Source organism: Methanothrix thermoacetophila PT (genome assembly GCF_000014945.1).
Taxonomy (GTDB): domain Archaea; phylum Halobacteriota; class Methanosarcinia; order Methanotrichales; family Methanotrichaceae; genus Methanothrix_B; species Methanothrix_B thermoacetophila.
The window spans coordinates 291,150-317,006 of record NC_008553.1 but is presented as its reverse complement, the minus strand read 5'-3'; the positions used below and the strand labels follow the sequence as shown (position 1 = coordinate 317,006).

25 protein-coding genes and 1 tRNA gene are annotated in these 25,857 nt (G+C 53.9%); 19 read left to right on the top strand and 7 right to left on the bottom strand.

The window, feature by feature from the left end:
• Positions 1–61 precede the first annotated feature (61 nt).
• Together MTHE_RS01615 and thiC are read right to left on the bottom strand one after the other, a co-directional pair.
• Positions 62–1,084, bottom strand: a complete 1,023-nt coding sequence (locus MTHE_RS01615) for a DNA double-strand break repair nuclease NurA (RefSeq protein ID WP_011695510.1) — start codon at positions 1,082–1,084, stop codon at positions 62–64.
• Positions 1,062–2,342, bottom strand: coding sequence for a phosphomethylpyrimidine synthase ThiC (gene thiC, locus MTHE_RS01610; RefSeq protein WP_011695509.1), 1,281 nt, complete (start codon positions 2,340–2,342; stop codon positions 1,062–1,064). The genes MTHE_RS01615 and thiC overlap by 23 nt, the downstream gene beginning before the upstream one ends.
• A 45-nt stretch (positions 2,343–2,387) precedes the next feature.
• Between thiC and MTHE_RS01605 the strand changes: the two genes are divergently transcribed.
• The 8 genes from MTHE_RS01605 to MTHE_RS01570 all read left to right on the top strand — a co-directional run bounded on the left by MTHE_RS01605 (position 2,388) and on the right by MTHE_RS01570 (position 8,937).
• Positions 2,388–3,032 (top strand): MBL fold metallo-hydrolase, encoded by a 645-nt coding sequence (locus MTHE_RS01605; protein WP_011695508.1) that lies wholly within the window; start codon positions 2,388–2,390, stop codon positions 3,030–3,032.
• Positions 3,029–4,171, top strand: coding sequence for an acetylornithine transaminase (locus MTHE_RS01600; protein WP_011695507.1), 1,143 nt, complete (start codon positions 3,029–3,031; stop codon positions 4,169–4,171). Before MTHE_RS01605 ends, MTHE_RS01600 begins: the two co-directional genes overlap by 4 nt.
• Complete coding sequence (hisC, locus tag MTHE_RS01595) at positions 4,155–5,213, top strand: histidinol-phosphate transaminase (RefSeq protein ID WP_011695506.1); 1,059 nt, start codon at positions 4,155–4,157, stop codon at positions 5,211–5,213. The genes MTHE_RS01600 and hisC overlap by 17 nt, the downstream gene beginning before the upstream one ends.
• Positions 5,204–5,725: an adenylate kinase family protein gene (locus MTHE_RS01590; RefSeq protein ID WP_011695505.1), complete on the top strand. Its 522-nt coding sequence runs from the start codon at positions 5,204–5,206 to the stop codon at positions 5,723–5,725. Before hisC ends, MTHE_RS01590 begins: the two co-directional genes overlap by 10 nt.
• Positions 5,718–6,326 carry a CDP-alcohol phosphatidyltransferase family protein gene (locus MTHE_RS01585; RefSeq protein WP_232840873.1) on the top strand — a complete coding sequence of 203 codons (609 nt, stop codon included), beginning with the start codon at positions 5,718–5,720 and terminating at the stop codon, positions 6,324–6,326. The genes MTHE_RS01590 and MTHE_RS01585 overlap by 8 nt, the downstream gene beginning before the upstream one ends.
• A gap of 609 nt (positions 6,327–6,935) precedes the next feature.
• Positions 6,936–8,468, top strand: coding sequence for a sodium:solute symporter family protein (locus MTHE_RS01580; protein ID WP_011695503.1), 1,533 nt, complete (start codon positions 6,936–6,938; stop codon positions 8,466–8,468).
• Positions 8,469–8,502: 34 nt separating this feature from the next.
• Positions 8,503–8,576, top strand: a tRNA-Val gene (locus MTHE_RS01575).
• A gap of 64 nt (positions 8,577–8,640) precedes the next feature.
• Complete coding sequence (locus tag MTHE_RS01570; protein ID WP_011695502.1) at positions 8,641–8,937, top strand: MTH1187 family thiamine-binding protein; 297 nt, start codon at positions 8,641–8,643, stop codon at positions 8,935–8,937.
• A gap of 123 nt (positions 8,938–9,060) precedes the next feature.
• Here MTHE_RS01570 and MTHE_RS01565 read toward each other — a convergent pair whose 3' ends face one another.
• On the bottom strand, positions 9,061–9,306 hold the full coding sequence (locus MTHE_RS01565; protein ID WP_011695501.1) for a hypothetical protein: 246 nt from the start codon (positions 9,304–9,306) through the stop codon (positions 9,061–9,063).
• 327 nt (positions 9,307–9,633) lie between these two features.
• On the opposite strand from MTHE_RS01565, the gene MTHE_RS01560 reads away from it, so the two are divergent.
• From MTHE_RS01560 to MTHE_RS01520, 9 genes are all read left to right on the top strand, one after another.
• A complete protein-coding gene (locus MTHE_RS01560; protein ID WP_011695500.1) occupies positions 9,634–10,122 on the top strand; it encodes a MogA/MoaB family molybdenum cofactor biosynthesis protein in 489 nt (162 codons plus the stop codon).
• Between the two features lie 200 nt (positions 10,123–10,322).
• Complete coding sequence (locus MTHE_RS01555; RefSeq protein WP_011695499.1) at positions 10,323–10,880, top strand: CBS domain-containing protein; 558 nt, start codon at positions 10,323–10,325, stop codon at positions 10,878–10,880.
• 48 nt (positions 10,881–10,928) lie between these two features.
• On the top strand, positions 10,929–11,714 hold the full coding sequence (locus tag MTHE_RS01550; RefSeq protein WP_011695498.1) for a CBS domain-containing protein: 786 nt from the start codon (positions 10,929–10,931) through the stop codon (positions 11,712–11,714).
• Positions 11,715–12,677: a CBS domain-containing protein gene (locus MTHE_RS01545; protein WP_011695497.1), complete on the top strand. Its 963-nt coding sequence runs from the start codon at positions 11,715–11,717 to the stop codon at positions 12,675–12,677. It begins immediately after the preceding gene.
• Positions 12,674–13,522: a CBS domain-containing protein gene (locus MTHE_RS01540; protein WP_011695496.1), complete on the top strand. Its 849-nt coding sequence runs from the start codon at positions 12,674–12,676 to the stop codon at positions 13,520–13,522. The genes MTHE_RS01545 and MTHE_RS01540 overlap by 4 nt, the downstream gene beginning before the upstream one ends.
• Before the next feature lie 3 nt (positions 13,523–13,525).
• Entirely contained in the window at positions 13,526–14,314 is a 789-nt protein-coding gene (locus MTHE_RS01535; protein ID WP_011695495.1) for a CBS domain-containing protein, read from the top strand.
• An 86-nt stretch (positions 14,315–14,400) separates the two neighbouring features.
• Complete coding sequence (locus MTHE_RS01530) at positions 14,401–15,522, top strand: RNA ligase (RefSeq protein WP_011695494.1); 1,122 nt, start codon at positions 14,401–14,403, stop codon at positions 15,520–15,522.
• A 26-nt stretch (positions 15,523–15,548) separates the two neighbouring features.
• On the top strand, positions 15,549–16,781 hold the full coding sequence (locus tag MTHE_RS01525) for an ornithine cyclodeaminase (protein ID WP_011695493.1): 1,233 nt from the start codon (positions 15,549–15,551) through the stop codon (positions 16,779–16,781).
• A gap of 68 nt (positions 16,782–16,849) precedes the next feature.
• Entirely contained in the window at positions 16,850–17,578 is a 729-nt protein-coding gene (locus MTHE_RS01520; protein WP_235619474.1) for a DNA alkylation repair protein, read from the top strand.
• A gap of 219 nt (positions 17,579–17,797) precedes the next feature.
• Here the strand turns inward: MTHE_RS01520 and MTHE_RS01515 are convergent, their stop codons facing one another.
• Positions 17,798–18,442, bottom strand: a complete 645-nt coding sequence (locus MTHE_RS01515; RefSeq protein WP_011695491.1) for a hypothetical protein — start codon at positions 18,440–18,442, stop codon at positions 17,798–17,800.
• Positions 18,443–19,024: 582 nt separating this feature from the next.
• Here MTHE_RS01515 and MTHE_RS01510 point away from each other — a divergent pair.
• Positions 19,025–20,677, top strand: coding sequence for a right-handed parallel beta-helix repeat-containing protein (locus tag MTHE_RS01510; RefSeq protein ID WP_011695490.1), 1,653 nt, complete (start codon positions 19,025–19,027; stop codon positions 20,675–20,677).
• Between the two features lie 60 nt (positions 20,678–20,737).
• Here MTHE_RS01510 and MTHE_RS01505 read toward each other — a convergent pair whose 3' ends face one another.
• The 3 genes from MTHE_RS01505 to cobD are packed head-to-tail and all read right to left on the bottom strand — an operon-like array spanning position 20,738 to position 23,012.
• The gene (locus MTHE_RS01505) at positions 20,738–21,688 is read right to left on the bottom strand and encodes a cobalamin biosynthesis protein (protein WP_011695489.1); all 951 of its coding nucleotides are present in this window, start codon (positions 21,686–21,688) and stop codon (positions 20,738–20,740) included.
• Positions 21,685–21,921, bottom strand: a complete 237-nt coding sequence (locus MTHE_RS01500; RefSeq protein WP_175265678.1) for a cysteine-rich small domain-containing protein — start codon at positions 21,919–21,921, stop codon at positions 21,685–21,687. Before MTHE_RS01500 ends, MTHE_RS01505 begins: the two co-directional genes overlap by 4 nt.
• Positions 21,918–23,012 carry a threonine-phosphate decarboxylase CobD gene (gene cobD, locus MTHE_RS01495; protein WP_175265677.1) on the bottom strand — a complete coding sequence of 365 codons (1,095 nt, stop codon included), beginning with the start codon at positions 23,010–23,012 and terminating at the stop codon, positions 21,918–21,920. Before cobD ends, MTHE_RS01500 begins: the two co-directional genes overlap by 4 nt.
• A gap of 426 nt (positions 23,013–23,438) precedes the next feature.
• On the opposite strand from cobD, the gene cdhA reads away from it, so the two are divergent.
• The gene (cdhA, locus tag MTHE_RS01490) at positions 23,439–25,856 is read left to right on the top strand and encodes a CO dehydrogenase/acetyl-CoA synthase complex subunit alpha (RefSeq protein WP_011695488.1); all 2,418 of its coding nucleotides are present in this window, start codon (positions 23,439–23,441) and stop codon (positions 25,854–25,856) included.
• Position 25,857 lies beyond the last annotated feature (1 nt).

Genomic DNA, 25,857 nt, shown 5'->3' with positions numbered 1-25,857 from the left:
ACCCTTGGTCTGTGAGGGACCGGCATCCACCGGAACAGTATATCATGAGCTGCGCATCAGATCAAAATATGTCCAGGATCTCGTGGTAATCCATCGCGCTTCTGAGATCCTTCATGCTCACACTGTGGCGTTTTGCCATCGTGTCGATCATCCTGAACCAGCTCATATTACCATCATGTGAGGATAGCTTCAGGTCATGGTGTGCTCTGAATAAGGCATGGGGATATCCGGGAGATTCCGATGATCCGGAGAAAGCGGCTGCTTTTGAGAGGGCAGAGGTGACACGTCCATTCATGTAAGAAGGAACATCCACCCTGAAGGCTCGGTCTGCCTCTGGATGGAACAGCACCATGTAAATGCTCCCCTCCCAGCGCCCTTCCTGCAGATCCGGATGGACATTCTTTCCTCCTAGATCCACACACCATGCCATTCCGGGCAGCAGGTTCTTTCCGAGCCTGGAGACGTGATACACGAGAGGCATTGAAATCTCTCCCCATGATATCGTGGTGGACTTGCTCACGCCTAGCAAATCCACGCCGCGCTTCGCTGCCCTCTTTATGATCTCATCTACGACCCTGCCGAAGGGGCGGTCCTTCCATATGGCGAAGCCGCCATCATAAAGAATGAGATCCCCCTCCTCGGATTCGGAAAGCGCAGCGTCAAGCGCCACATACTCCTGTAGCTCTCTGAAATAGGTCGAGATCCTGTCGAGCTCGCTCCCCCGGAGGCCGCTCAGATCGATCTCCCCCATCTCGAGCCTCTCCAGCGGCTCCCTGAACCACTCCATGTAGTCCCTTCTATCAGCAACAAAGAGATCATCATAGGTCACAGCGGTTCTCTCCCACCGCCTCCCTCTGTAAACCACATACCCAGCGCGGATGTGGTTCGCCTTGACCACGGAGAGATCGCAGACCTTGACGTTGGAGCCGTCGACTGCGAATATCCTTCCCTCAAACGGCTGCGGCTCGATGGGCGCGAAGTCCTTTTCCTTTATCCCCGTTTGGCGCATGAGCTCCTCGGGTCTCACAGTGAGATACTTTATCAAGGAGTCTGCGGCCCTCTCAAGATTCGTCTGAGCGCTCATGCTTCAGGGCCTCTCTCGCGATCCTTATCGCGCAGAGTTCGCTGCACATCGTGCAGGTCTCCACATCGATTCCCCTTCTGTGGCGGATTCTTCTCGCCTTTGTGGGATCTATCGCCTCTCTGAACTGCGCCTCCCAGTCGAGGTTCGCCCTGGCATCTGCCATCCTCCGGTCCCATGCCCTCGCGCGCTCCCTGACTCCGGGTTTTGTGAGATCGGCTGCATGAGCTGCGATCTTCGTCACCACCGTACCCTCGATGATATCCTCTAAAGTGGGCAGATCTAGGTGCTCGCTTGGCGTTGTGGCGCAAAGGAAGTCGGCACCTGCCATGCCGGCGATCAGCCCGCCCATCGCAGCCGTGATGTGATCGTATCCTGGCGCAACATCTGTGACAATGGGACCCAGAAGATATAGCGGGGCGCCGTCAGTGAGGTGCTTCATCGCGCGCACGCTGGTCTCTATCTCGTCCGCGGGCACGTGGCCTGGCCCCTCCACCATCGCCTGGACGCCTGCCTCCCTGGCGCGCGCAACCATCTCTCCAAGCAGTATGAACTCCATATACTTCGCCCGGTCGCTCGCATCCTCTATGCACCCAGGCCTGAGGCCATCGCCCAGGCTCAGCGTCAGGTCGTGCTCCTTCGCTATCTCCAGCAGGTAATCGAACTCCTCGTAGTATGGGTTCTCCTCTCCGGTCTCGGTTATGTACTTCATTGTCAGAGAGCCGCCGCGTGAGACAACGCCCATGAGCCTCGGATCCCTGCACAGGCGTCTCATCGACTCTTTGTTCACGCCGACATGGACCGTGACGAAATCGACACCATCTTTTGCATGCTTCTCAAGAGCGTTGAACATGCCCTGCGACGTGAGATTCTCCTCAACAGCCGCCTGGTATATCGGGACGGTTCCAACTGGCACATCGACCTTCTTGAGGATCGATCTCCTGATCTCATCGAGATCCCCTCCAGTCGAGAGGTCCATGATCGTATCAGCTCCCGCGTTCACTGCAGCCAGCGCCTTCTCAACCTCCTCCTCAATGTTGGAAAGCGATGGGGATGTGCCGACATTGACGTTGACCTTTGTACAGAGAAGCTCTCCTATGCCCACAGCCCTCTCTCTCATCCGCCGGGCGTTCATGGGTACCACCACACGCCCTGCCGCCAGGAGCCTCCTCAGCGCTTCCGGATCCACTCCCTCGATCTCAGCGGCACTCCTGAGCGCATCGGGAATCCTCCCGTTCTTTGCATCTTCCATCAGAGTCATGTTACCATTATATATTCAGACGTTATCTGGCCAGAAGGTGTTTAGATGGTTGAGGTGCATAAGGTTAGCGGTGCGGCCTACGACGGAAATGCATACCTGGTCATGGCCGAGCGGCCGGTCCTGATCGATGCCGGGATGTTCGCCGAGCCCACAATCAGGAATATCAGAAGGTTCATCGATCCCGAGGAACTCGAGATGATAATTCTCACACACTGCCATCACGATCACTCTGCAGCTGCGCCTGCGATAAAGGAGAGAACTGGTGCTAAGATCATGCTGTCAAAAGAGGAGATTGGTCTGGTGGGCGATGATCTGGCGACGGTGGCGTACCTTTTCGGCGACACAGCGCCTGAGTTCGAGGTGGATATGCCTCTTGAGGATGGCATGGTCTTGGATCTCGGCGATCTGAGGCTTGAGGTCATCCACACACCGGGCCACTCCCCAGGGAGCATGTGTTTTTATGAGCGGCGCGAGGGCATGCTCTTCTCAGGAGATACCGTATTTCCGGACGGGAATATAGGAAGGACAGATCTGTTTGGAGGCTCCACAGAGGATCTCGTGAGATCAATAGAGAGACTGCTGGAGCTGGATGATGTGAGCTGCATGTATCCGGGGCACATGGGGATAACATGCAATAATGTCATGGCGCAGATAAGGGATAGCCTGAGGTTTGCGAGGAGATTCCTATGAGCATTGATGATATCATTAAAAGAGAATCGCGGGCGATATTCCAGACATACACAAGACAGCCCGTGTTAATAGCACGCGGCTCTGGCGCGAGGGTCTGGGATCAAGACGGCAGGGAGTACATAGACTTCGTTGCAGGTATAGCCGTGAACAACGTTGGCCACTGCCATCCGAGGGTGGTCGAGGCGATAAAGAGGCAGTGTGAGCTTCTCATACACACATCCAATCTCTACTACACTGAGAACCAGGTCAGGCTCGCAGAGGAGCTGAAGTCCCTCAGCGGCATGGACAAGGTCTTCTTCTGCAACTCAGGCACAGAGAGCGTGGAGGCTGCACTGAAGCTCACGCGGAGGGCCACAGGAAGAATCGAGATCGTCGCTGCGACAGGCAGCTTTCACGGGAGGACGCTTGGCGCTCTCGGGCTGACGTACAAGCAGAGCTACAGAGAGCCGTTCCGCCCCCTCAATGAGGCTACGTTCGTGCCGTACAACGATCTAGAGGCGCTGAAATCAGCCGTCACAAAAGAAACCGCCGCTGTCATACTCGAGCCGGTCCAGGGCGAGGCAGGGGTCTATCCTGCATCGAACGAGTACCTCCGGGCTGCCAGGGAGATATGTGATGACAGAGGGGCTCTCCTGATCTTTGACGAGGTACAGACCGGTTTCGGGCGGACAGGGAGATGGTTTGCGAAGGAGCACAGTGGTGTGATGCCTGACATCATGACCCTGGCGAAGGCGATCGCCGGCGGGCTTCCAATGGGCGCGATGCTCTCCAACGAGAACATCTCAGGCTGCTTCCAGCGCGGAGATCATGCATCCACCTTTGGCGGCGGACCTCTGGTATGCGCAGCAGCACTGGCATCTATATCTGCAATAAGGGATGAGAATCTTGTGAGGAGATCGGAGGAGATGGGTTCTTACCTCCTGAGAGAGCTGAGCAGGCTGCCCGTCAGTGCTCGCGGGCTCGGTCTCATGGTCGGTGTCGATATAGATAAGGATGCGAGGGCTGTGGTGGATGCAGCCCGTGCGGATGGTGTGTTGCTGAACAGCACAGGTGAGCATACGCTCCGTCTGGTACCGCCTCTTGTCGTCACAAAGGAAGAGATCGATCGCGTGGTGGATGTAATTGGAGAGAGACTATAGGCTTAGACCTGTGCTTTCCAGACTCAGGCCGTACGTCGCCGGGCGGGGGATTGAGGAGATCTCCAGGACCTACGGGATACCCCCTGAGAGGATCGTGAAGTTGGGCAGCAACGAGAACCCGTACGGGCCAAGCCCGGCAGTGCGGAGGGCTATAGCCGAAGCTCCACTGAACCTCTACCCCGAGACAGTGGATCTCATAGAATCGATCGCCCGTTACACAAACTTTCCTGAGGGCCAGGTGCTCATTGGCTCCGGAATGGATGGCGTGATCGATACTCTTTCCCGTCTCTTCCTGGATCACGGGGTTCGCGCGCTGATCCCCACCCCGACATTCAGCTACTACGAGATCGTCACGATCCTGTGCGGCGCGGATCCGGTGTTCGTCAGGCGAACCGAGCCGGGTGAGATGATCGAGCGTTTGAGAGATAAGAGCATTGGGATGGTCTTCATATGCTCTCCTAACAATCCCACCGGAGAGGTCGTGGATGAGGAGCTGTTGAGATCGATAATCGAGTCCACAGATGCTGTGGTCTTCCTGGACGAGGCATATGTGGAGTTCGCGGAGAGGAGCATGGTGGATCTGGTGAATGAGTACGAGAATCTTGTTGTTGGTAGGACCATGTCGAAGGCGTTCGGCCTTGCAGGAGTTCGCCTGGGCTATGCGCTCGCGCCAGAATGGATCGCTGAGGCTTACAGAATGGCTGCACCTCCTTTCTTCGGGGTCACAACCCCTGCGGTTGCTGCAGGGATTGCAGCATTGAGCGACTTGGAGCACATGCGCAGATCCGTGGAGATGATAAAGAGAGAGAGGGAGCTGCTGCTCTCAGAGATCGTAGAGGCGAGCCCATCGTGGGGGAACTTTCTATACATAGAGACCTCGGAGAGGTCTGATGTCATCACTGAGAGAATGCTGCGGAAGGGGATCATAGTCAGGGACTGCAGATCCTTCAGAGATGCTGGAGATCATCACATTAGAGTCACCGTTGGAACTCCTGAGCAGAACGCGCGGTTTCTGGAGGCCTACAGGGAGATATGCGGATAGCACTGACCGGCACCCCGGGGACGGGAAAGACAACGGTCTCGGGTCTCCTTCCGTTCAGGGTCGTGAATCTCAATGATTTGATAAGGGATGGGATGAGCGCAGGCTTCGACCCTGAGAGGGAATGCCTGGAAGCCGACATGGATGCTCTCGAAGAAAAGATCGAAGAGATCGAGAGATCATGTGGGGATGATGTGCTGATCATCGAGGGGCATTTCGCGCATCATTTTGCAGATGAGGCGATAGTCTTGAGGCTACATCCGAACGTTCTTCGCAGGCGCCTGGAGGCCCGTGGATACAGTGCGAGCAAGATCAGGGAGAACGTCGAGGCAGAGGCGATCGATCTCATACTGGTTGAGGCGCTTGAGCTCTGCTCCAGGGTACATGAGATCGACACCACCGATCTGAGCCCGGAGGAGGTTGCATCGATCATAACCGCTATACTAAAAAGAGAGATCGAGATGCCCCCTGGAGGCATCGACTGGCTGGGGGATCCGGAGATTGACCTTGGATGATCTCAGAGGGGTATCGAGATCGGTCACAGAGCCTATGGCTGAGATCGTCGAGAGGCTGGGCCTCACCCCCAATATGCTCTCAGTCCTCTCCCTCTGCTTCTCATTTCTCGCGTTCGTCTTTTACTACATCTCCGCCTCAGATCAGAGAATGCTTCTTGGAGCAGCGATCATGGTCATGCTCAACGGGCTCGCGGACGCCGTGGATGGCGCTCTGGCCCGCAGGATGGGGCACGCGGATCAGAGAGGGGATTTTCTCGACCATGTGATCGACAGGTACTCTGATGTGCTGCTGCTATCAGGAATAATCTTCGCAGGCTATATCGGGTGGGAGATAGGCTATCTAGCGGTCGTAGGTGTTCTCGTGACCAGCTACATCGGTACACAGGCGCAGGCTGTGAATCTCAGGAGATGCTACGGGGGTATGCTCGGCAGGGCTGACAGGCTTGTTTTCCTGATCATCGCAACGCTTGCAAATGCCCTGTACCCCCACAGGATAGAAGGTCTCCAGATACTCGGCTGGATGGTGCTCATCACTATGATACTCAGCCACATCACAGCAGTACAGCGCTTCGTATACATCTGGACGAGACTTGGGAGATAACAGGCAGAATGCCACGTGACCTCACAAGGGTCATATCTGGCTGAGCTCGGTGGTGTGTTTAATTTGCTGTAAATTGACCTCATGCTGGTGCAATGCATACCGATCGGTTTTTAATTGAGATCGTCTCGAAACTATTTGAGCAACGATACTGATCTGCATCGATTCTGCGCGGAAATAACAATCCACATAAATCAATACGCATGGGAATTTTGAGACGACATCATTTACAGCGAATTCGTCACACTGCCCTGTGCCCAACGATACAGCACAGCCGCCGACCTCATGCACCAGTATGTATTTTATTGTTATGCGCTACCCGATCACCGATGAAATAGCACATTGAAGATCAAGATAATACATCAATACTAATAATAAAACGTCCATCAATAAATCGATCATTTATCATGGTTTTTACTGCAAACCACAGCATACATTCAAATGCTGCGTGCTTCACACGCCACCTTTATATGCCACAATGAAGCACGCTATCATGCATCAGAGGGAGGAGATATCTTTGTTCGGTCTGCCAACTGAGACTCTTATCGCAGTAACAATGGTGCCTGGCATCATAACTCTCGTTCTCCTGGGCTGGGCGTTGAGGTGGAGCTGATGGACTTCAATATGGCAATCATTCTCGGCCTGTATCTGGTGGGTCTTCTCGCCATAGGAGCATGGGCATCCAAGAAGGTCAAATCCTCTGAGGACTTCATAGTTGCGGGAAGGAACCTCGGCTTCTGGTTGCTCACACTGATGATAGTGGCAAGCATATGCAGTGGAATGACGATACTCGGGACAAGCGGATTGGGATACATAGGAGGATGGCCCACGATCTGGGAGCAGATCTTCGTGCCGTTGAGCGCGGCATTTGTCATTCTGGTGTACGGGACGAAGCTCCATGCCATCTCCGAGCGGATGGGATACATCACCATACAGGACTACCTGGCGCAGAGGTTCTACAGCCAGCGCGGTCTGCGCGGGCTTTCCGCTGTGGCTGGGATACTTGTATCGCTGATTTACCTGGTGGGGCAGTACGTCGCCATAAGCATGGTCCTGAGCTGGATGCTCAAGATCTCATACACTGATGCGCTGCTTATCGGCGCCATAATAGTGATGATATACACGATCCTGGGCGGGCTCTACGCTATCGCCTGGATCTCGCTTGTACAGGGGTTGATGATACTGATTGGAGTCCTTATCGTATCACCCTTCATCATCCAGTCAGCTGGAGGTCTCACACATGTCAACAACGTCCTTGCAGGCATAGATCCAAACTACGTGAAGATATGGTACCCGCAGATGCACCCACCATATGCGAAATACGCCTTTCTGACACCGATGTACCTGGTATCATTCTTCTTCCTGCTCACGTTCGGGCTCGCGAGTGCTCCCCATGTTATAAACAACGTCCTATCGGCCAGAAGTCGAAGCTTCTTCAAGTGGTCACCGCTTGCTGCGTTTGTTCTGTACCTCATCGTGATGTACCTCATCAAGATCTCAGGTTTTGCGTCGAGGGTGATGGTGGAGGAGGGGATGATTGCGCTTCCCACAAACGTATCCAACGCACAGGATTACGCATTCGTTGTTGCAGCGATGCACATATTCCCCCATACCGCAGGCCCGCTGGTCGCTGTGATCGTGCTCTCTGCTGTGATGTCCACCACTGACAGGCTCATGCTCACCATAGGCAGCTATGTTGGATGGGACATCTATAAGATGTTCTTCAACAAAAAAGCCTCGGATAGAAGCATAACTCTGGTTAGCAGACTGGCGATAGTCTTCTCTGTGATACTGACGCTGATCCTGGCCTGGAGGAAGCCACCGGAGCTTTTGGCATTCCTGATATGGATGGGGATAGGCATAATGCTCGCCACGTTCGTGGTGCCGATACTTTCAGGTCTCTACTGGAGGAGGGCGACAAGGGAGGGTGCGATAGCCTCCATGTCTCTGGGACTCATCGGGGCGCTTGTGGCAGGGTGGTACCACTGGTTCGTCTCACCTCTTCCAGTGCACTTCAGCTTCTATGGATTTCTTCTCTCGATAGCAGCCATGGTGGTGGTGAGCCTTCTGACCAGATCACCTCCTGCGGATGTGCTGGATGAGACAATGACCGGCATGTACATTCGCACGAAGAGCAAGCGATAGTGTCTAATACCAAAATGTATATGAGGTGGCGGTAGGGCCCGTGGTCTAGGTGGTCATGACATCGCCCTTACACGGCGGGGATCACGCGTTCGAATCGCGTCGGGCCCATCGTCACAATCATATCATCCGGCATCTCAAAATATTTCTATAGGATGGCATCCTGTTTATTATCATGATAGTTGCTGAATTCAGCGTGATACCCATGGGCGCGGGCACAAGCGCCGGTAGGTACATCCGTGCGGTGCATGAGATGTTGAGAAATTCGGGCATCAGATTCGTGCCGGGGGCGATGTCCACAACAATAGAGGCAGAATCGATCGAGCAGGTCTGCATGATCGTCGAGAGGGCGAACAAGATACTGACCGACATGGAGGTGCAGAGGGTGATAACCACTGTGACAATAGACTACAGACTGGACAAGGTGATATCGATAGACACGAAGCTGAAGGCCCTGGAAGGGGGTGCGTAAGAGCGTAATCCCCGGCGCATGTTCATAGATTTAGAGGCGTGAGAGGATGGTCGCGCTTCGGGCAGCTTTGGAGTGGAAGGCTCCCGCGCCTTCGCTCTGGGAGAATACCATACCTCTATCCTCTCACTGCAGTATCCTTGCTTTTATCATATCCTTCAGCCTGGCCTCATCGCCCTCAGACGCGACCTTCGGCTTCATGGCACACCTGCTCGGCATGGGGATCAGACCCGTGTCCAGAAGCTCGTAATATGCCTCATCGAGCCCCATATCCCCCTCGACGTACCTCTGCAGAATCCCGCGCATGGCACTTCTCTTATCAGCGCTCATCTTTTCAAATCCTTCAATGGCCTGCTCTATCTGGCTAATCATGAGATTCGCTGCGGAGCGATCGTATATCTACGTTTTCACTCGACGGGCCAGGGTTGGTAGCGCATCGTATGTGGTGGCCGGTGAGCGGCGATCATACATCTACGTTTTCACGCCAGAGATGCACATAGGTGGCAGATACCAAATCGGTTCCCGGAGGTTGTCGTCGGTCCTGTTAAACCATATGTCGAGCGGGACCTGTCCGGATTAGAGTCGAGGCCAGAAATTTGGACCTACTGCATTCTGCAGGTCGGATACACCTATCCTCATTCGGACACGTCCGTCGAGCGTATCGAAACGGATTTATGGTTTCACATCTGCCTCCATCTGATGATCATCGATTCGATCACAGTCAGCACCTCGCGCTTCATGCAGTACGGTGCTGTGTCCGGGCCGGATGATGCTGAGGATGTTTCAGGGAAAGCGATAGTCGAAAAGATAACCGCATCAGGTCACGATTTCAGGTACAGGCTGATCCCAGATGGTGTTATGCCTGTACGCATTGCTCTGCTCGAGAGCATCGAGAGGAAGAGCGACGCTGTGATATTCTGTGGGGGCACCGGCCTGTCTCCGAGCGATCTCACAATAGAGGCGATCGAGCCGCTTGTTGAGAAGAGCATTCCAGGTTTCGGAGAGATCTTCAGGCTTAAGAGCATGGAGCAGGTCGGCACGCGGGTGATGCTCACAAGGGCATCAGCAGGCATCATCAGCGGCGTACCGGTGTTCGCCATACCGGGATCCCCGGCAGCTGCGTCCCTCGGGATCGAGCTCATCCTTCAGGAGCTTGAGCATATATTGCAGCATGTGCGTGGCAGATGATCTCATAGCAGAGATGCCGCAGCATCCATGGTGCGCAGTTTTTGGGAGAGGTAGGTGGCCTAGAGGAGCAGATGGTTTCGACCGTCACAGCAGAGCCATATGTATCACATCTGCTGATACACAGAGACTCTTTTATAGGTTGAGATCGCTAAGAATTTGGATGTGGAATTATAGAGTATGAAGAAACGGAGGTTAAGGCGATGGAGACTACGATGCGTGTGCGAGAGATCATGAGCCGCCCGGTGCTGACAGTCGATGCAGATACAGATGTGCTTGATGCTGCAAACAGGATGATCTCTGCCAATGTTGGCAGTCTGATTGTGGTTCAGGGTGCAAAACCCATAGGAATTATAACCGAGCGGGATCTCGTGAAGAAAGTAGTCGCCAGAGCTGAGGATCCCAGAAAGTCGAGGGTGGGGGACGTCATGAACTCACCGCTCATCAAGATCCACCCGGACGCAAGCCTCCGTGATGCTGCCGAGCTCATGCTGAAATCCGGCGTAAAGCGGCTCCCGGTCATCTCCGATGATGGCAAACTTGTGGGAATAATCACCGACACGGATCTTGTCTCCGGTGCATCTCTCGGATTGAATGATATTCTGGCGGATCTTATAGAGATGCACAGGGAAAGTGTGCATTTTCAGGAGCCAAGCGAGATGGTCAGGGGGATATGCGAGCGATGTGGTCAGCTTTCAGACTCTCTGGTCTCTGTTGATGGGGAGATGCTCTGTTGGAGCTGTCGAGATATCAGCAGATGATATTCTCTGCTTCGGATTATTGTCAGGCATTCTGGATGGGGAGCGACAATGATAGTAGCTGATATTATGTCCAGGGATCCACTTTATGTGGAGAAGACAGATTTTGCGACCAGGGCGCGCCAGCTCATAAGGGATAACCATGTGCGCGGACTTCCCGTCATAGACCCAGAGGGTCGCGTCATCGGCATCGTGACAAACCAGGATATGCTCAGGATAACCTCCACAAGGTCGAACGTCACTGTGGCGGGATTCACTGTCAGCGTGCCTCTCATCACCGAGGAGATGGATATGATGGACGCGGCCAGGCTGATGTTCCAGGAGAAGGTGACGCTTCTCCCGGTAGTGGACTCGCCTTCCAGCAGGATGCTCAGGGGTGTTGTGAGCCTTCTGGACATATTCAAACACCTCGACCTCAGCAGGGTTCCGGATAAGCCGGTCGATGCCATCATGTCCAGAGATGTGATCACCGCCAGGCCCGACGACCCGATATCGAAGGTATGGGACAGGATGCTTGAAGAGGACATTACGGGTCTGCCGGTGGTGAATGAGTCCGGGAGGCCCATCGGGATCATCACCAGGTTTGATATACTGAAAAGGGGGTGGGCCAGGCTGGGCAAGGAGGACATGTACAGGTCTAAGGACACCGCCAAGATCAGGGTGGAGAAGCTGATGAGCACTCCTCTGTACAGCATCAAGAGAGACGCCCCGCTCAGGCAGGCGGTGGAGGTGATGCTGAAGCACGACATCGGACGCATCTCTGTGGTGGAGAATGATGTGCTGGTAGGTATAGTCGATAGGTATGATCTTATTAAAGCGGTCCTTGGTGATGTTTGAATGAAGAGAGTTGATCACAGGATTGGGGATCAGAGGGTCGAGGGGATACCAGTCCCTCCGGGCAGCATGGACAGAGGACCGGTTGAGTTCGATTCGAGGGTGGCGAGACGCCAGGGGGATATTCTGAGCATAGCGAGCACAGAGGTTGTCACTGCCCCACCCACGACAACGATAATCGGCGCGATCAAGATAATGAACAGCTACGGCTTCAGGAGGCTGCCGATAGCGGACGCAGGCACGAACCGGCTTCTAGGATTCGTGACGTGCGTGGATATCGTGGACTTTCTTGGAGGGGGCATAAGGCACAACCTGGTGAGAAAGAAGTACGAGGGCAACATTCTGGCGGCCATCAATGCTGAGATACGGGAGATCATGAGCACGAAGTTGATCTCGGCTCCGGATACCGCTTCGGTGGATGAGGCGCTGAGGATCATGTACGAGCGCAACGTGGGCGGTCTTCCGATCGTGGATGAGAGGTCGAGGATAAAGGCGATCGTGACAGAGGAGGACTTCGTTGAAGTTGTTAGAAACACCGACATAGATACGACTGTGAGCGACTACATGAGCCCGAATGTGGTTACAGCCCCCGCCAGCATGTCAATAGAGAAGACCTCCAGGATGATAGTGCAGAAGGGGTTCAGGCGCCTTCCGATAATTCAGGATGGCATTCTGACAGGGATCATAACCGCCTCAGACATCATGAAGTACATGGCCTCGGGAGAGGCGTTCAGCAAGATCATAACGGGAGATATAAGAGAAGTGATGGAGCAGCCGATAAAGAGTCTGATAAAGAGATCTTTAATAATGACTGACCCGAGGACCAGGCTGAAGGACGCTGCGAACCTGATGGTGGAGAAGGATGTTGGCTCCCTGCCTGTGATGGAGGGCGGATCCATGGTGGGGATCATAACAGAGAGGGATTTCCTGAGGGCTTTGGCGGAGCATAGGGGAGTTGCGAGATGAGAGTTAAGGATTACATGGCAACACCCGTTTGGGTGGTGGAGAGGAATGAGCCCATCCAGAGGGCCAGGAACCTGATGTTCAAGCATGACATAAGCAGGCTTCCTGTTATGGACAAGGGGAAGCTTGTCGGAATAGTCACGAAGTACGACATATCGAACAGGCTCGCCCAGGCAGCACCTGAATGGAGGAGGAGGCCGATCGACAGAATCCCTGTGCAGCTTGTGATGACCGAGAACCCGATAACGATATACCCGGATGCAACACTCACCCAGGCTGCGGAGCTCATGATGGAGAACGAGATTGATGGTCTCCCCGTGGAAAAGGACGGAGAGCTCGTGGGCATAATAACCTCCAGGGATCTGCTCAAGTATTTTGCACAGCAGAACCTCGATTCGAAGGTCGGGGATCTCATGGCTGAGGGCATGGTCAGCGTTCACAGACATCACACAATAGCGCATGTCGTTGAGCAGATGAATCTTCATGGGGTGAGCAGGGTTCTGGTCTACGAGGACAACATGCGGCCTGTGGGAGTCATAACAAGGTCTAACCTGACATTTGCGGGCATCTTCGATTCGTTCGACCAGCCGAAGATGAAGAGCATAAAGATGACCAGGAAGGAGAGCACAGCCGGACGGAAGCAGTACAGGTACATAAAGCAGGTGCCGCTTGTCGCAGAGGACATCATGTCGTCTCCGATCATTGCGGCGCGTGTTGATGACAAAGCTGTCGACGATGCAAAGGTTCTCGTGGAGAAGAGCATATGCGGCATGCCTGTAATCGAGAACGATAGCATGGTTGGTTTCTTCTCCACCAGAGAGATCGTCGCGGAGATAGGGAGATGGTGAGGCATGCAGGTCAAGGATATAATGACCCCGCCGATAACGATAGATAAATCTGAGCGTCTGGGACATGCGCTCGATTTGATGGAGAAGCATGGCACCAGAAGGCTGCTCGTGACAAATAACGGGAAGCTCGGCGGCATAATAACGATGAGACAGATCGCCAGGGTTCTGGGCACGAGAAGGCGGCTTGGAATGCCGGCTTCCTCACTGCACGTGGCCGCTGCGACACTTGATGCTGTGATTCCCGTACACCCTGAGATGGGCGTAGAGGAGGCGATACTGCTGCTCCAGAAGACCTCTGTCCTTGTGGTCACTCAGAACGACGAGATCCTTGGATGGGTGAGACCAAGGGAGATCCTTGCTAACGTCAAGCTCACAGGGGTCTCGAAGGACGCAATGCGCTCCGCTCTGACAGTCTCCCCACGAGACAGGCTGATACACGCCAGACGAATGATGATGGACAGGGATATCGGAAGGCTTCCGGTTCTCGATGGCGGAAAGCTCGTGGGGATACTCACAGAGAGGGATATAGCAAGAGCTCTAAGAGCATTCCGCGATCTCGTCTCATGGCGGCAGCAGGAGACCAGGATAAAGAACCTTCTGGTATCTGATGTGATGACGCATGATGTGAAGTACGTCTATGTGGACACGCCGCTTGAGGAGGTCCGCAGGATCATCCTGGAGGAGAACCGTGGAGGTCTTCCGGTGCTCAATAGCGACGGGACCCTTGCTGGCATGATAACTAGGAGGTGCCTCATAGACTACCTGGTCAGGACCAAGGCCCTGGCCGCATGATACTTTTTTTTTCAGGGGCTCTTGATGATCAGCCACTCCAGCTTGAAATCTGCAGTTTCCGCTACCCCTGAGCCCCAGGGGGTTCTATGAACCTGAGCAGGGCAGCGAGGAGTCTGGGCTTGCCTGTTGAGAGGCTTGAATCTCTTATGGAGGGCATCCTGAAGCTCTCCAGATGGCCCGAGCCCCGCCTGCTGCGATTCGATAAGGGCACATCCGGGGTCGAGCCCGGGACTGTGATATTCGAGAATGGCGATGTCGTTCATGGCTACCCGAAGATAAGACGGGCCATGATGCTCGGCCCTGCGATCAGGAGGAACTTTATCGACAGGGTGGCCGTTGAGGAGAAGATGAATGGCTACAACATAAGAGCTGTCTCCGTCGACGGTGATGTATACGCTCTGACCAGGGGGGGCTACATATGCCCGTTCTCGACGGAGATTGTTCGTGAGAGAATAAGTCCTGATCTCTTTGAGGATCATCCGGATATAGTCCTGTGCGGGGAGATGGTCGGCCCTGAGAATCCCTACGTGCCGAAGGACGTCTATCCAGTTGAGAGCATAGACTTCTACCTCTTCGATATATCAAAGAAGAACTGCCGATCGATGATGGGCGTTCATGCCACGCATGCCCTGGCAGAGGAGTACAGCATAAAGGTTGTGCCCTTCTTCGGCGAGTTCCCGGTGGAGAGGGCTGCAGAGGAGATATTTCGCATAATAAAAAGGCTGGGGAGGTCGGGAAGAGAAGGCGTCGTCATAAAGGATCCTGAGAACCGAACGAGCCCGTTGAAGTACACAGCCTCGGAGAGCAACTGCAGCGACCTGGAGTTCGCCTTCAGGTACTACAATGACTACGCCCAGGACTTCTTCTTCTCAAGGGTCGTTCGGGAGGGATTTCAGTCGGTCGAGTGGAATGAGGATGAAGCGGCACTGAGAGAAAGAGCTTTAAGGCTTGGGGAGAGCATACTGGTGCCGCTCACCGATACCATCAGGAGAAGGATGCAGGGCGAGCAGATCATGCAGCAGGTGCAGATAAGGGTGAGATCGATCCAGACTGCGCGTGACTTCGAGCAGCATCTCAGACGGATGGGGACAAAGGCGATATTTGATATACCAGAGCAGGACGGAGACAGGTACGTGGTCAGGATCCTGAAGCAGGTGATGTCCACTAACGACAAAACCCTCGCGGTCATCGAGGGTCAGCCCTGGTGAGCGGAGTTTTTGGAGCTGTTGTTTGTATGAGTGAGATATGCGATATAGAGATGGAGGGGCATCTGATCGACTCGCTGATCCTGACAAAGGCGCTCGACAAGATCATGGATATGGGAGGCGAGTTCGAGATAAAGGAGTTCACAGTGGGCAAGAGAAAGGACGAGCCGAGTCATGTAAGGCTCACGCTTATCGGCAAGGACCCGGCGCATCTCAACCAGATCCTGGATGAGCTGAACGCGCTGGGTGCGAGGCTCGTGGACTCAGAGGATGTCAGGCTCGAGCCGGCACCCAGCGACATGGTGGTCCCAAGGGGGTTCTACTCGACCACGAACCATCCAACATATATCAGGCTTCGCGGAACGTGGATCCCTGTTGATGGGAGCCGAATGGACTGTCTTATTGTGGTCTCGGGCAGCAGCGCGAGGTGCACTCCGATACACCATATTAAAAAAGGCGACATGGTCGTCGTGGGAACCACCGGCGTAAAGGTCGTGCCGCCTGAGCGGCCACGCGAGAAGTCTTTCTTCGGCTTCATGAGGAACGAGGTCTCCTCGGAGCGCCCGAGCGTGGAGATAGTGAGGCAGATCGCCGAGGAGATCGTGGCGACGAAGGGAAAGGGCGGAAGGATCGCTGCGATCTGCGGACCCGCGGTCGTCCACACCGGCGCAGCACCTGCGCTTGCCCAGCTGATCCGGGATGGATACATCGATGTTCTCCTCTCAGGAAACGCGCTCGCTGTTCATGATATAGAAAGACAGCTCTTCGGCACCAGTCTTGGAATGGACATGAAGGGGAACGTGACCTCAGGGGGTCACAGAAACCATCTGTATGCGATAAGCGAGATCATCGCCAGCGGCTCGATAGAGAATGCGATAAATGAGGGCAAGATCAGGGGCGGCATAATGTACGAGTGCATTAAAAAAGGAATACCATTCGTACTCGCTGGCTCGATAAGAGATGACGGGCCGCTTCCTGAGGTCATAACAGACACCGTCAAGGCGAAGGATGCGATGGCAGAGGCGTTAAAAGGAGTGGACATGGCGCTGATGATGGCGACGATGCTCCACTCGATCGCGACCGGGAACCTTCTGCCTTCGTACGTCAAAACGCTCTGTGTTGATATCAACCCTGCAACCGTCACGAAGCTCATGGACAGGGGCACGGCCCAGGCGATAGGCCTTGTCACAGATGTCGGGACCTTCCTGCCGATGCTCGCCGAGGAGATCAGGAAGGCTGGCAGCGGATCCCGGATCCAGTAGTTTTGATGGGGGATAGCAGGGCGCAAACTAATCGTCAATATGGGGAGCACCTCTCAAGACACCAGAACTTGTCTGCAGAGACGGAGATGTGCGAGGATCTCGTATCTCTAATAAGAGCTGAACTGCTGCAGAATGCTGACGCTCAGACACAGGAGTCTGCGCAGCGCTTCTTCAGAGAGCCCGTGAGGCTCTACGGCGTGAGGACGCCCGTGGTCAGGGAGATCGCCAGGCGTCATTTCAGGAGTATCCGCCACTTGGAGAAGACAGAAATCTTCGAGCTCTGTGAGGCACTACTCAAGACGGATTACAACGAGGATGCGATCGTGGCGTTCGACTGGTCGTACGCACTCCGGAGGAGCTACGCGCCTCGGGATTTTCAGGTCTTTGAGCGGTGGGTAGCATCGTACATAAACAACTGGGTCAAGTGTGACACCTTCTGCAGCCGCTCTCTTGGGACATTCGTTGAGATGTACCCTGCGTATATCCAGAATCTGAAGGGCTGGGCCACATCAGAGAACCGGTGGGTGCGCAGGGCCGCGGCCGTGACCATGGTACCTTCAGCGCGGCGGGGGCGGTTTCTGGGCGAGATGCTGGAGATCGTGGATCTGCTGCTCGGAGATCCCGAGGACATCGTACAGAAGGGCTGCGGCTGGCTTCTCAAGGAGGCCAGCAGATGCCACCAGCAGGAGGTCTTCAGTTACATAATGTCCCGAAAGGGCGAGATGGCCAGGATCGTTCTGCGGTATGCCATCGAGAAGATGCCGCATGATATGAGAAGGATGGCGATGGAGAGGTAGACACGCCCCAAAAGAGCCAATGGCATCGACGTGGCGCAGATCGCAGGGGCACAGGCAGGCGAGTATTCCTAAAACCTCTGGTTTTGAGGCAAATGTGAGCCAAATACGATTCAGCGAGAATCCGCCATTGTAAAAATAAGGGTTTATAGGAATACTCAGGCGCCACGTCGATATTCGTTCACCTTCGCGCATATGATGAGCCAAGAGCGCTCCAGCAGATCACATCCACATCACGCTTGGAAGCAGGCTCATCTGCAGCTCGAGCTCTGCAAGCTGGTGCGGTACGTCCCTGTTCTTTAGTATCGATTCCAGATGGTAGAGCCTGGCTATGACGTCGAGGATTCTCACCTCATTCTCTCCGCTTTTTGGCCTCACGGGGGAGTAGTAGATGTAGCCGTGCTCTCTTCCGGCCTCGACGCCGAAGAAGTCCCTGTCAGAGAAACCTCTGAACTCCATGATCACAGGCTTGTATATGCTTTTGAGCCTCGGAAGGTAGTAGTCCTCCAGGATCTTCTGGACCATCTTGTTCTCAACATCCCTCAGTGATACCCTTATGTATCCCTGCCCGTGGATGTATTTCGAGTAGAAGACGCTGTATCCCACCCTGGAGGTGATATCTATCTTGAGCATAAGGCGTATCTCCAGATCGTCCCCCAGGGCTCTCAGGTTATCGTTTAGAAAGTACCTGACTTCGAGCACAACTCCCCTCTCAAAGACCATCACCATTATACTCTCGTCCTCAGACGGCGTGAAAAACCGTATGAACTCAGGGCGCCATCCCAGTATCCGCTCCACGTCTTCAGCGGCTGGTTCCGCGCGCGAAATCTCCCGCAGCCCGCGGATCAGATCTCCCATGGTTTCCATCAGGGCAACTCCCAAGTCAAGCTGTTTATGCAGCTCAGACTCTCTGCACACCTCGGTGATAAAGGTTGTGTATTTACAGGCGAATCTGTCCGAATAAGGATTAGTGTCTCAGCATCCAAAGGCAGTAAAACCCGGATTTCTGGCTTAAGCTCTTATTCGGGCAGGTTCTTATAGGCGGACCCATCTGGATTAAGTATTTCCTCCATCCAAAAGCTGTGAGCCACAGATTTCTTAAATCATCTCTTATTTGGACTGGTCCTTACAGGCAGAATCCGTTTTTTCAGTCATCCATCAGCACAGAGGCTTGCAGGCTGATGTGCATCTGAATTGAATCAACAGCATACTCCTTCAGGGCGCATAGGGCATTTGGAGAATGGCATGGCGATCCATTACAGGATATACACGAGACCACAAACCGTCTGCGCTCACAAGCGGAAAAGCCATCGGAGAAATTAAATAATAATATTAATAACTTTTAAATCAATTATTCCAGTAAAAAACAATTATACGCATGCTGAGCAGGAAGGTATATATATGACATGCTAATAATCATTACTCAATAAGCAAATGTGGTGAGTAGCGATGATTTCGAGAAGGGGGGTAAGCTCAATCCTGCCTCTCTGGCTGGCGGTTCTGATCCTGATTGCATCAGCGGATGCTGCCACTTATACTGTATGCCCATCTGGTTGCAGCAAGAGCAGCATACAGGATGCAATCAACAATGCCAGCCCGGGAGATACCATTGTGGTGTACTCTGGAACCTATAACGAGAATGTGGTGGTGGACAAGACTCTGAAGCTGGTGGGCATCAACAATCCCACAATTAACGCAGCCAATCCATCAGGGAATGCTGTATCGATCACCGGCTCCGGTGTCGTTCTAACCGGCTTCACAATCACAGGAGCATCGACTGGCAATGGCATAGACGTCTCAAATACAAGCCCGCTGATATTCTATAACAACATAGAGGGCAATGGTGTAGGCCTCAGAAACACACTGACGTCAACGATTCTCTCGAGGGTATGCTTCTGGGGCGAGGGTGGAGTTGGAATGGATAAGGGCAAGCCTGTGAGCCCGAACAACATTGTGCTCGGCTCTGTGGATTATGCCCCGTGGCTCACAGCCAGAACCATAAACGGAAAGATAACGAAAGCATCTCCTGTGGTCTTCGACAATCCTGATGCAGGTATCAGGGTCGAGCTGAGCGGAATCGTCTACAGCGGGACGATAATGGGCAGCGCTGCTTACATGCCTGGAGAGGAGCCGTATGATGCCTCAAAGCTGCCTGCGATACCGATCAGATACTTAGATGTCATATTGACAGGCAATCCGGGCGGCGAGGCCACCATAACCGCAACCTATGCTGATGCTGATCTCGCATATGTTGCCGAGAACTCGCTCAACCTCTATGTCTGGGATGGAAGCAACTGGATCGCGGCCACTGATACAGCTGTAAACGCAGCTGAGAATCGCGTGAGCGGGAAGTTCTCAGCATCTCTGCTCACAGGATCTCCGATTGCTCTTGCAGGCAAGGATTACAGTGTCACAATAGAGCCAGCGTCGAGCCCTGTTCCGTATGCGACCAAGCCCGTCCTCACGACGCTCCAGGTGGAGTCGATATGGGATCTGCTCACAGCAGAGTACAGGATCGACGGTGGTGACTGGAACATAATAAGCACAGGAATATATGCCAAGAGCTGGTACTATCCTGGGTGGTCAATTACGGATGATGAATGGGCCAGCCTCGGACCTGGCAGCCACGTCATAACCTTCAGGTTCACAAGAGCCGGTGCGCCAAATATCACAGAGACCTGGCTGTTCGTCAAATCCATGGACACCAATCTGGTAAGACTCATAACGCCCAACGGTGGCGAGGTCCTGAAGAGGCAGATCCCGGTCACGATAACCTGGACGATGCCTTCATCAGCATCTGTCTCAGGTGTGGTGCTTTCGTACTCGACGGACGGAGGAAAGACATACCCGCACACAATCGCGAGTATAATGGGACCAGCGACGAGCTTCACATGGAGACCGCCGAACATAGCCACAACACAGGCGCGCGTCAAGGTCACGGTGATCTACGAGACCGGAGCTGAGGCATCCGACACGAGCGACGGAGACTTCACAATACAGAAAGGATACTCGTTCACGGCGTGGAGGCCGGACTTCGGAGGATACTACACATCGTTCAGGGCCTGGCTCAAACCGCCATATTCGTTCAGGGCAGGATGGTAGGGATCTGTAGCAGCTGCAGATCCGCTCTTTTTATTATCGCGCCACTGAAGGATCGCTGCGTCATCTCAGCAGGATGAGCAGCAGTGCTGATAACAGAGCGGCCAGAACCATCGCCCTTCCGATTAGCGAAATGGCCGAGGAGACATCCTCGCTCTCCGGATCCCTCCCCTCATCAAGTATCGTGTAAACCCCGGGCTTCGCCATTCTCGTGCCCAGAGCGCCCGCAGCCGCTGCCATTGGCCAGCCCGAGTTAGGGCTCGGGGTGACTGAGTGGTATCGCATGCATGCTTTAAGGATATCCATGGACTTCCGGGGGGAGGCGATCATGATCAGGGGCAGGCTCAGCCTGGCCGGGATCCAGTTGAGGATGTCGTCGAGGCGGGCGGGGACATATCCGATCTCTCTGAGATCATCGCTCTTGTAACCCAACATGCTGTCCATCGTGCTCACAGCCTTGAACGCAAGCGCAGCCTCCACGCCGAGGCCTGCACAGGAGAACAGCACGTAGTAGAAGAGCGGAGAGACGATCGTATCGACGTAGTTCTCGGAGAGCGACTCGATGACTGCGGACCTGGCCTGTGCGTGTGTGAGATTCAGGGGGTTCCTGCTCACCAGAGCTGGAAGGAGATGTTTTGCGGCATCGAGATCCTCATCAATGAGATTGCCTATCTCTCTGGAGGTCATGATCAGACTCTTGAAGGCAAATGTGGATTTCAAAAGGTAGGAGGAGATGATAAGAGCCAGGATATCTCCCATCTCAGAGGATCCTGCAAGAGATCCAGTGGCATATGCGATACGGATGAGAGCAAAGCCAGCGAGCACGGCTCCGGAGATCACAAGCACAGAGATGATCATCCCGGAGATCTTCCTCCGCGGCATCATCCGCCTGAGACGGTCCACCGCCGTTCCAATTATGACTACAGGATGAAGCGCAGCTGGCGGCTCTCCCAGGACGATATCTATCAGGAGTGCGAGGATCAGAACCGAAAATGGGAATATCTCTGTTATCATGGCTGCGATCTGACCCTCCTCCAGACGATCTCCAGCTCCTCCCCTCTGAGCAGCTCCTCAACAACCTCGGCTGCAACATCAGGTCTGTGAAGGATGGTGCAGCCATCACATCTCCATCTCCCATCTACCATGCATCCGAGCGATTCGTCGAGGCATGGGTAGAAGGGGCAGAAGCAGAATGTGCAGTCCTGCCCCTCGAAGTGGCAGGGATAGCGATCGCAACTCTCCCTCATCTTCCCTCCAGGATCTTCTTGAAGGCGAGGACCAGCCTCTCGTTCTCCTCTCTCCTTCGCACCGCGACCCTGACGTATCCATCAAGACCGAAAGATTTGCAGTCCCTTATGAGAACGCCCTCGTGCAGCATCCTCTCTGCGAGCTCGCCCGATTCCATGCCTGTGCCCCTCACATCAACGAGCATGAAGTTCGTGCTGCTTCTTAGCGGTCTCAATCCGATGCTTCTCAGAGCATCTCTCAGCCAGCCAAGCTCTTCGATGACAAACTGCCTGCTCCTCTCCAGAAACTCCTTGTTCTTCAAAAGATGAACAGCTGCTGCAGATGCTATCGAGCTTATCGACCACGGTATCCGTGCCATGTTCATGATCTCTGCAAGCTCACCGTTCGTGACAGCGAACCCGAGACGCAGTCCGGGGACGCCGAATGATTTCGTGAGGGATCTCATGACCACCAATCCATCCATATCAGGAGCGAGATCCGCCACGCTTTGATCAGGATCGGAGAGCTCTATGAATGCTTCATCGACGAGAAGGAACACCCCGTGCTCCTCGCAGCGTTCAGCAAGCCTCATGAGATCCTTCCTTTCTGTGAGAATTCCCGTGGGATTGTTCGGGTTGCAGAAGAATGCTGCTTTCGCATCTCTTAAAAGAGCTTCATCGAATACCGAATCCAGATCTTTTGGCTCCTCTAGACCAATATCTGTTTTAACGATCTGTGCGCCCGCAAGTCTCGACTGGGTCTCGTACTCGCCGAACGTGGGAGACGGTATGAGCGCAACCTCGCCATCATCTATACATACCTCTGAGAATATCCTTATTATCTCTGATGAGCCGTTTCCGGGAACCACATTCTCAGGTTCCACACCGACGAATGATGCTGCAGCCTCCCTGAAATCGCTGTATGTGATGTCCGGATAATGGCAGATGTTCTTCAGCTCACTCAGCACGACGTCCTCCAGGGGAGGGGAGCCGAGGGGGTTGATGCTGGCGCTGAAATCCAGGATCTCCATGCCAAGTATTCTGGACATCTCACGAACCCTGCCACCGTGCTGGCACGGCCCGGTCGCCGCAAAGCTTCTGCGAACTCTCATCCAGAGTCCGTCTGATCCCACGGATTTTAACCTGGCGGATGCGTCAATGAACTTCGGCGCACGCCCTGAGGAGCGGCTCAACTCGCGATACTGATATGTATCACTGTATACCTCATATCCACAGAGAGAGTCGTGGATGTTATGCAGCATCTCCTTACAGGTATCTTCTACGAAAAGTGATGGTGTGAGCCACTCGTATATGAACATGTGAATTGGATCTAAATCAAGAAATTTGAATGCTTTATCTGTATATCCATATCATAATCATATTTAATGCACTGTTTATTACCATTTTTATTATCAAATAATATTTAAAATATATTAAACAGTGTTATCAATTTTATAAAACAACAGCCCGCCGAAAGGGTTTTATGTACTTCGCGCAAAGGGTGAGCTGCATATACAGGAAAGGAGGCCAAGAACCCAATGGCAAAGCTCGAGGGCAGCTTTACAGTTGAGGACATGAAGAATGTCCAGATCAACATAGGGGCTGTCGTTAAGGAGGAGGAGGAATGGGACCAGCCGATGGGTCCGTTCCCGAAGCCGCAGATCGCAACCCTGCGCGACTGGGACTTCAAGATTTTGAATCGTTACAGAATATTCTACGCGCCTGCAGACGATACCTGTACACTCTGTACATTTGGTCCATGTGATCTCACCGGCAACAAGCGCGGAGCATGCGGCATAGATATGGCAGGGACGTGCGGAAAGATCGTTCTTGTCGCATGCCTGATGGGCACATGCGCTCACACAGCCCATGGGCGTCATCTGTACCACTGGACTCTCGACAAGTTCGGAGATATGAAGTTCGATATGGGCACAGATATACTTGTGACAGCACCCCTGACTGAGACCATAATCGGCATCAGGCCGAAATCGCTGAAGGACTTCGGCAAGGCTCTTGAGTACTGCGAGGAGCAGATCACGCAGCTTCTGGCGGCAACGCATACAGGTCAGGAGGGCAGCTATGTCGATTTCGAGTCCAAGGCCCTTCATGCGGGCATGATAGATTCGCTCGGCAAGGAGATCTGCGATATGCTGCAGATCGTGGCCTACAACATGCCACGCGGCGATCCGAACGCTCCGCTAGTCGAGATCGGCATGGGTACGCTGGACCAGAACAAGGCCGTTCTTATCGCATATGGCCACAACCTCGCAGCCGGCGCCGAGGCTATGTTCTACACTGAGACGAACAACCTTTGGGACAAAGTCGATATAGGTGGCGTATGCTGCACGGCCATCGATCTCACCAGGATCGGCGAGGGCATGGGTGAGAAGAAGGTTCCTGACATGATCGGAACCAAGGCGAAGGTCGCAGGCGCAGTCGGCTGGTGGAGGAAGATGGTCAGGGCAGGGATCATGGACACAGTGATGGTTGATGAGCAGTGCGTATGGTGCGATGCCCTGAAGGACTGCGAGGAGCGCAAGATACCACTGATCGCCACCAATGACAAAATCTTATATGGTCTCAAGGATAGGACAAATGACCCGGTCGATGAGATTGTGGATGATCTGGTTAACTTCCGGGTGCCAGGTGTTGTCATACTGGATCCGGTGAAGGCTGGAGAGGTGGGCGTCAAGACCGCCATTGCAGTAAAGCCGAAGCGCGCAGATATCAGGAACAGGATCGTCCTCACAGAGGATGAGTTCAAGAAGCTGGTCTCGAGCTGTACCAAGTGCAATGAGTGCGCATTCGTCTGCCCGCCGCACATCAGGATAAGCAATCTCATGGAAGAAGCCGCGAAGGGCAACCTGGAGCCGTTCTCCTCGACATATGAGGTTTGCGTTGGATGTGGCAGATGCGAGCAGGTCTGCAGGCAGAACATCCCGATACTTAAGATGTATGAGTATGCCAACAGGGAGTACATCAGGAACCAGAAGTTCAAGATGAGGGCTGGCAGAGGGCCGATCAGGGATACAGAGATCAGGGCGGTCGGCGCGCCCATAGTTCTCGGCACAATCCCCGGCGTGATAGCGCTTGTCGGATGCAGCAACTATCCAAACGGCACCAAGGAGTGCTATGACATCGCCAAGGAGTTCGTCGATAGAGGGTATATTGTTGTCACAACGGGCTGCATGGCGATGGATATGTCCCTCTACACTGATGCAGAGGGCAAGACGATCTGGGAGCAGTATCCAGGTGCATTCGATGGCAGAAATATATGTAACGTCGGATCATGTGTTGCAAATGCCCACATACATGGAGCTGCGATAAAGGTCGCCACGATATTCGCTCACAGGAACCATCGTGCAAACTACGATGATATTGCAGATTACATACTCTCCAAGGTCGGAGCGTGCGGCATAGCCTGGGGCGCATACTCGCAGAAGGCAGCCTCAATTGCGACTGGTGTTAACAGGATTGGTGTACCTGTTGTGGTGCAGCCACATTCTGTGATATACCGCAGGGCGTTCCTGGGAAGGGCCGATCTGCCAGAGGACTGGATGGTTATAGATGCAAGAGATGGCTCCAAGGTGAGGATCGAGCCTGCTCCTGAGCACATGCTGTACGTTGCGGAAACAAAGGAGGAGGCCATGCTGATGATGGCCAAGCTATGCTTCAGACCCAGTGATAACTCGATTGGCCGTATGATCAAGCTGACCCACTACTGCGATATATCCATGAAGTACTTCGGCAAGCTGCCGGATGACTGGCCTGTCTATGTGAGGCATGCATCTGAGCTTCCGCTCGCCTGGAAGGACCAGATGATGAAGGAGCTCGAGGAGAAGTACGGCTGGAAGATCGACTGGAAGGCGAAGAAGATCGTCGAGGGTCCGATCAGGCCGGCAGATGTGAGCTTCGATCCGACCAACATCGAGAGGAAGATCAGGGTCAGGAAGTGAG

Coding starts and splice junctions, on each gene's coding strand:
- MTHE_RS01615 (WP_011695510.1), bottom strand. CDS start 1,084: ATGAGCGCTCAGACGAATCTTGAGAGGGCCGCAGACTCCTTGATAAAG.
- thiC (WP_011695509.1), bottom strand. CDS start 2,342: ATGACTCTGATGGAAGATGCAAAGAACGGGAGGATTCCCGATGCGCTC.
- MTHE_RS01605 (WP_011695508.1), top strand. CDS start 2,388: ATGGTTGAGGTGCATAAGGTTAGCGGTGCGGCCTACGACGGAAATGCA.
- MTHE_RS01600 (WP_011695507.1), top strand. CDS start 3,029: ATGAGCATTGATGATATCATTAAAAGAGAATCGCGGGCGATATTCCAG.
- MTHE_RS01590 (WP_011695505.1), top strand. CDS start 5,204: ATGCGGATAGCACTGACCGGCACCCCGGGGACGGGAAAGACAACGGTC.
- MTHE_RS01580 (WP_011695503.1), top strand. CDS start 6,936: ATGGACTTCAATATGGCAATCATTCTCGGCCTGTATCTGGTGGGTCTT.
- MTHE_RS01570 (WP_011695502.1), top strand. CDS start 8,641: ATGATAGTTGCTGAATTCAGCGTGATACCCATGGGCGCGGGCACAAGC.
- MTHE_RS01565 (WP_011695501.1), bottom strand. CDS start 9,306: ATGATTAGCCAGATAGAGCAGGCCATTGAAGGATTTGAAAAGATGAGC.
- MTHE_RS01560 (WP_011695500.1), top strand. CDS start 9,634: ATGATCATCGATTCGATCACAGTCAGCACCTCGCGCTTCATGCAGTAC.
- MTHE_RS01555 (WP_011695499.1), top strand. CDS start 10,323: ATGGAGACTACGATGCGTGTGCGAGAGATCATGAGCCGCCCGGTGCTG.
- MTHE_RS01550 (WP_011695498.1), top strand. CDS start 10,929: ATGATAGTAGCTGATATTATGTCCAGGGATCCACTTTATGTGGAGAAG.
- MTHE_RS01545 (WP_011695497.1), top strand. CDS start 11,715: ATGAAGAGAGTTGATCACAGGATTGGGGATCAGAGGGTCGAGGGGATA.
- MTHE_RS01540 (WP_011695496.1), top strand. CDS start 12,674: ATGAGAGTTAAGGATTACATGGCAACACCCGTTTGGGTGGTGGAGAGG.
- MTHE_RS01535 (WP_011695495.1), top strand. CDS start 13,526: ATGCAGGTCAAGGATATAATGACCCCGCCGATAACGATAGATAAATCT.
- MTHE_RS01530 (WP_011695494.1), top strand. CDS start 14,401: ATGAACCTGAGCAGGGCAGCGAGGAGTCTGGGCTTGCCTGTTGAGAGG.
- MTHE_RS01525 (WP_011695493.1), top strand. CDS start 15,549: ATGAGTGAGATATGCGATATAGAGATGGAGGGGCATCTGATCGACTCG.
- MTHE_RS01515 (WP_011695491.1), bottom strand. CDS start 18,442: ATGGAAACCATGGGAGATCTGATCCGCGGGCTGCGGGAGATTTCGCGC.
- MTHE_RS01510 (WP_011695490.1), top strand. CDS start 19,025: ATGATTTCGAGAAGGGGGGTAAGCTCAATCCTGCCTCTCTGGCTGGCG.
- MTHE_RS01505 (WP_011695489.1), bottom strand. CDS start 21,688: ATGATAACAGAGATATTCCCATTTTCGGTTCTGATCCTCGCACTCCTG.
- MTHE_RS01500 (WP_175265678.1), bottom strand. CDS start 21,921: ATGAGGGAGAGTTGCGATCGCTATCCCTGCCACTTCGAGGGGCAGGAC.
- cobD (WP_175265677.1), bottom strand. CDS start 23,012: ATGAGAGTTCGCAGAAGCTTTGCGGCGACCGGGCCGTGCCAGCACGGT.
- cdhA (WP_011695488.1), top strand. CDS start 23,439: ATGGCAAAGCTCGAGGGCAGCTTTACAGTTGAGGACATGAAGAATGTC.